This window comes from Streptomyces sp. NPDC004629, assembly GCF_042873595.1.
Lineage (GTDB): Bacteria > Actinomycetota > Actinomycetes > Streptomycetales > Streptomycetaceae > Streptomyces.
In genome coordinates, this window is record NZ_JBIALO010000077.1 from 1 (window position 1) to 4,420 (window position 4,420).

Here is a 4,420-nt window from a genome sequence, read left to right on the forward strand (position 1 = left end):
CCACGGCGATGTCCCCACACCGGAACGAACGGTCAACTCCCGCCCCGGACACGGCCATCGGCTCCGACCCACCTCTTTGTGTTAGCTGCTGTAAGAGGCAAGGTCCAATTCCGCGATTTTAATCGCTGCCTCAACGCGTGAAGTTCAACGCGCCGAAGTGGTGAAGCGCATGTAAACGACCAGATTAAGCTCGCACGTCGACGGTGATCATTGCAATATCCGGAAGGGCACTCGGCGGCTCATTCCCATACCAAGCGTATTCGATTGCCGAGAGATATCCATCGGTAGCCCAGAGGAGGATCTCCCCAAACAGTGAAGCCGTTTCGTCCATAACCGTTGCGTCCACCGGAATCACGCCGGTGACTCCGGCGAGCGAGGGGCTCCTTCCAGCACCAGCAGGTCGACGCTGGCTGAATCTACCCCCCATTTTGCAACCACCTGCACAAAGTCGACTTGAGCCCGCAGTTCAGCTGCGCCAGGGAATTCATTGGCGAGGATCAGCTCAACTACAGCCCTCTCGTCTGAGCTCATGGAACGAGGAATGATCGCAACAGGCACGGAAGGAGCCTCCAGGTAGTCGCCCCTGCGGGGCGATAGCAGAAAGTATTCTTTGCACTTCAGGCCGCTCATGGAGCACCCGAAGGGATCCTCCTAACCGGGGAACTTTCCAGGAATGAATGCCGTGCCGAGCCTGGGGACTCCATTCCTAACGGCTCCTCGAATCGTTACCGTCTCCCCCTCGATTTCTCGATTTACCTCATACCTTCCCGCAGCTGGCAAGTCCGTAGCGCCATGAAGACTATCCATGATCGAACGAAGGGCTTCCTCTCGACCTCCGGTCTCAGTCACTAGATCACCAAACCCATGCTTGGCCGGGTCATCACGTGCTCAAGATTCGCTGGCGTATTCCAAGTCGGCCACGCCTGATCCAGGGTTTCCGCCGTCAGACCGCAGCCAGGTCCCGTGTTGTGAACGAGGACGGGCGTGGTCCCCGCCAGCACATCGTACGTGTGGAGGCCGGGCTCTTCCGAGCTGGGTTTTCGCAGGTCGGCCGTGAAATGTCAGTGCGTCGCCGTCTGCTGGCGTGCGCTGATGTCCGCTCCGGTTGCCGCTGCGTCACCGTTGCCGTCATGGCCCGCTATCTGGCTATGACGGCACGTGCGGCAATTCATCGCTCACCGAATTCCCCAAGCTCGCCAATTAGCCGCTGACGGGCAGAATCCAACTGTTCAGAGTATGAAGAATCGAAGATCGATGACAACTGTACCTCCAACGACCCGCTGATTTTGAAAAGAGCAGACCAAACAGCACGATCGTCGACTAGCACCGCAAAATCTTGTCGATGCATAACGCGGTCCATCCAGTCGGATAGGACGAGCACTTGGTCGTCTGTCAATTCAATATTCACGGATATCTCTCTTCGGATCGCAGCTCTCGCGAAGGCGGCCCATGGCTACACCTTCCCATCCCGCAGCAGGTAGGTCAGCTGATCACCTGAGGATCGCCACCCGCCAAGATACTCCCCGACATTCGGACCGTTCGCGGCAAATGACGTATGCAGCCCAGGGTCGTCCACGTAGTGGATAGCGGCCTGCCCCCTATATGTACCCTTGATTTGCCGCATTCCCGGGTTCTTCACGAACTCGTCAGGAGTCGGGCGGCTGGTGCTGGTGCCGTTTCTCGCCCTGCCGGTCATCGCCGGGTGTATTGCGCCACCGTGTACGCCGTGGGGCCGGTAAGCCCTGTTCCTGTGCCGTCGTTCATGTCCAGGACCTCGAAGCCGGCGCCCTGCGCGTAGCGCTCCAGCTCGCGGGGGAACAGGACGCGCCTGCGGATCTCGTCTCGGGCCTCGTCGCCCGAGGGGAGCATCCAGTGCCGGTGCATGGTGTTGCTCTGGGTCCGCAGCTCCCACGTGTGGCGGACGGTGACGGTCGCGGATCCCGTCAGGGTGTCGACCGTGGCGGTGGTCGGCTCGGCCCGGGTGATCGGGGCGACGTGTCCGCAAAGACGAGCTTCCGCGGAACGTCGCCCGCAATGTCAAGACCGCCGCGCCCCCGCCCCCGGCGCTTCCAACCTCTCACAGCGGTCGAGGCCAGGCAGTTCCTCCAGACGGCCAGCGACGACAGGCTCTCTGCCTTGTACGAACTCGCCCTGCGCACCGGACTCCGCAAGGGCGAACTCCTCGGCCTCCACTGGGAAGATCTCGACCTCGACGGCGGCACCGCCACCATTCACCGCTCCCTCCAGCGCACCCGCAGTCAGGGGCTGACCGTCCTGAACACCAAGACCCTCGCCTCTGGACGCCGCATCCTCCCCACCAAATGCCTCAACTCCCTCAAGATCCACCAGGAACGGCAGCAGGAAGAGCGCCAGGCGGCAGGAACGGGCTGGACAGACAACGGACTCGTCTTCACCACCCCGAAGGGCAGGCCGCTCGACCCCACCAACCTGAGCCGCCGCTTCCGCCGCGCCGGACTCCGAACGACCCGCTTCCACGATCTCCGGCACTCGACCGCGGCCCTACTCCTGGAACAGGGCGTCGACCTCGTCGTCATCAAGGAACTCCTCGGCCACGCGCACATCGGCGTCACCGCCGGCGTCTACGCCCACGTCCGACTCCGCCTCCAGCGCCAGGCCATCGACACTCTCGGCACCGTCATCGGCCCGACCGACGCCCCCGACGGCCCACCTACCACAGCCGTCGTCCGCTGACGTTGCCGTCACCGTTGCCGTCAAACGGCGGCAGGGGCCCCACCGGAGATCACTCCGGTGGGGCCCCTTTCTCTTCTTTCTTTCCCCAGGAATTACTTCGCCCAGGAATTAGAAGAGCCGAAACGAGAACCCGGGAGCATCGAACCATGTATCCCGATGCAATCTACCCGCACGAAGAAGTGGCACTTGCCGGGATCTTGTACGCGGCCGCAAGGCTCTTATCGAAGATCACGAGCAGGGCATCAGGCATATACGTGAATCCCGCACCCTCAGCCTCACCTAGCGCAACGACTATACTCGACTCATCAGAGAACCCGAAGTTGTAGGCCCAAGGCATCTCTGGGCATCCCTCGTTAGGGATATGCCAGGCGATTCTGACACTCACGATCGGCACACCCAAGAACCCCTCCCAATCGACGTGGCCACTCACGTCGATGGGGTCTCCGGGCAGACTGGTGCCCGATTCTCCGGGACTCCTGTATTCAATCGCCATGCCTTCGTTGACGCCATCCATTGCCCAGGACAGAACCAGCACGGCCCCACTCTCCATGCCCAGCTCAACGGCCATGTCGACTTCGTGAGCACGATCTTCCCTATGCCCTTCGGGCCAGCCCTCCCCCCGCGGCACCACGTAGCGAACCGTTGTCACAACCTCGCCCGAGACAGCCTCCCGGAGTTCAGCGATCCCAGCACCGCCATGGGCCAGAGCAGCCCACGGGTTGATTACCAACATTTCTAATACCGCCCAAAGTACTGAAACTGGCCATTAGCATCGAAGGTTGCCCCGATCCCGCGTCCACCGGCCGGGTCCGGCATGATATATCGCGTCCCGCCAGCGAAGTTGCCGGAATTTACAGGAGATGTAGCAGTTTTCGGATTGGTCAGAATGTCGTCCAACAGGTCCTGGCCGGCAGACTTCAACTGCTTCCCTGGAACCACAGGCAGATCCCCGCGATTCATATGTTTCTGATACTCGCGCCCCGCATGAGTCGTATTCCCCTTCGCTGGACGCATCCCACTCTGCGAAAGAGCATCCAAATCGGGGCCGCACGGAGTGGAGTTATGCACCAGGACCGGCGTAGCCCCCGCCAGCACATAGTACGTGTACAAGCCCTCGACAGTCAGGTTGTACGTTCGAGCATGCCGGGTGAATGGGCGGTTGGCTGTCACGACGACCGTGTCGCCGTCCTCCGTCCGCAGTGTCATCCCCGGCTTGAGCTGCCCCGCGTGGATCCAGCCTTGCTGCGACGGGGACCAGAAGGGGTCTCCTTCCGTGGCGGTGAGTTTCTCGATGCCGTGTTCGGCGGCGATGGACAGTTCATTGAAGTATTTGTCACCCTCGGTCCGGATGAGACGGGTGACCTTCTTGGGGGCCGTCCTGCCGGTCTTCGGGTCGGTCGCCAAGACCTTGTCACCGGCCCCGACGTCCTCGATGTCCTTGGTGGACCCATCGGCCAGGAGGACGTCCGTGCCCGCAAGGAAGCACATGCAGTCGAGCCGCTTCGCCACGGCTGCAGAGCCGCCGGCTCCCTTCCCGAGCCTGAACGTCCTGCCCATGGGCAGGGAGAGCACCACGTCGAGACCGATGTTGCCGCAGATCGGGCAGGTGTCGAGGGAGTGTAAATCTAACGGCGGATCTGACGATCATGGGAGAGACGTCAAGTGACTGACACCGCCGTGGAGTTGGAGACCGTGAAGCCTGTCGAGA

At 61.7% G+C, this 4,420-nt stretch carries 4 protein-coding genes and 2 pseudogenes; 1 reads left to right on the forward strand and 5 read right to left on the reverse strand.

All coding sequences use genetic code 11. From position 1 onward, the window contains the following. Positions 1-351: 351 nt before the first annotated feature. From ACFYTE_RS42120 to ACFYTE_RS42130, 3 genes are all read right to left on the reverse strand, one after another. Positions 352-630: a hypothetical protein gene (locus ACFYTE_RS42120; RefSeq protein ID WP_388722586.1), complete on the reverse strand. Its 279-nt coding sequence runs from the start codon at positions 628-630 to the stop codon at positions 352-354. Positions 631-1,453: 823 nt separating this feature from the next. Then, the gene (locus tag ACFYTE_RS42125) at positions 1,454-1,696 is read right to left on the reverse strand and encodes a colicin D domain-containing protein (protein WP_388722588.1); all 243 of its coding nucleotides are present in this window, start codon (positions 1,694-1,696) and stop codon (positions 1,454-1,456) included. After that, positions 1,693-1,884, reverse strand: a complete 192-nt coding sequence (locus ACFYTE_RS42130) for a hypothetical protein (protein ID WP_388722589.1) — start codon at positions 1,882-1,884, stop codon at positions 1,693-1,695. Before ACFYTE_RS42130 ends, ACFYTE_RS42125 begins: the two co-directional genes overlap by 4 nt. Positions 1,885-1,997: 113 nt before the next feature. On the opposite strand from ACFYTE_RS42130, the pseudogene ACFYTE_RS42135 reads away from it, so the two are divergent. Further along, positions 1,998-2,712: pseudogene (locus ACFYTE_RS42135) on the forward strand (tyrosine-type recombinase/integrase); the annotation flags it as partial. A 163-nt stretch (positions 2,713-2,875) separates the two neighbouring features. Here the strand turns inward: ACFYTE_RS42135 and ACFYTE_RS42140 are convergent. Both ACFYTE_RS42140 and ACFYTE_RS42145 read right to left on the reverse strand, forming a co-directional pair. Continuing rightward, positions 2,876-3,445 (reverse strand): hypothetical protein, encoded by a 570-nt coding sequence (locus ACFYTE_RS42140; protein WP_388722591.1) that lies wholly within the window; start codon positions 3,443-3,445, stop codon positions 2,876-2,878. A 2-nt stretch (positions 3,446-3,447) separates the two neighbouring features. After that, positions 3,448-4,203 (reverse strand): annotated as a pseudogene (locus ACFYTE_RS42145) (polymorphic toxin-type HINT domain-containing protein); the annotation flags it as partial. Positions 4,204-4,420 lie beyond the last annotated feature (217 nt).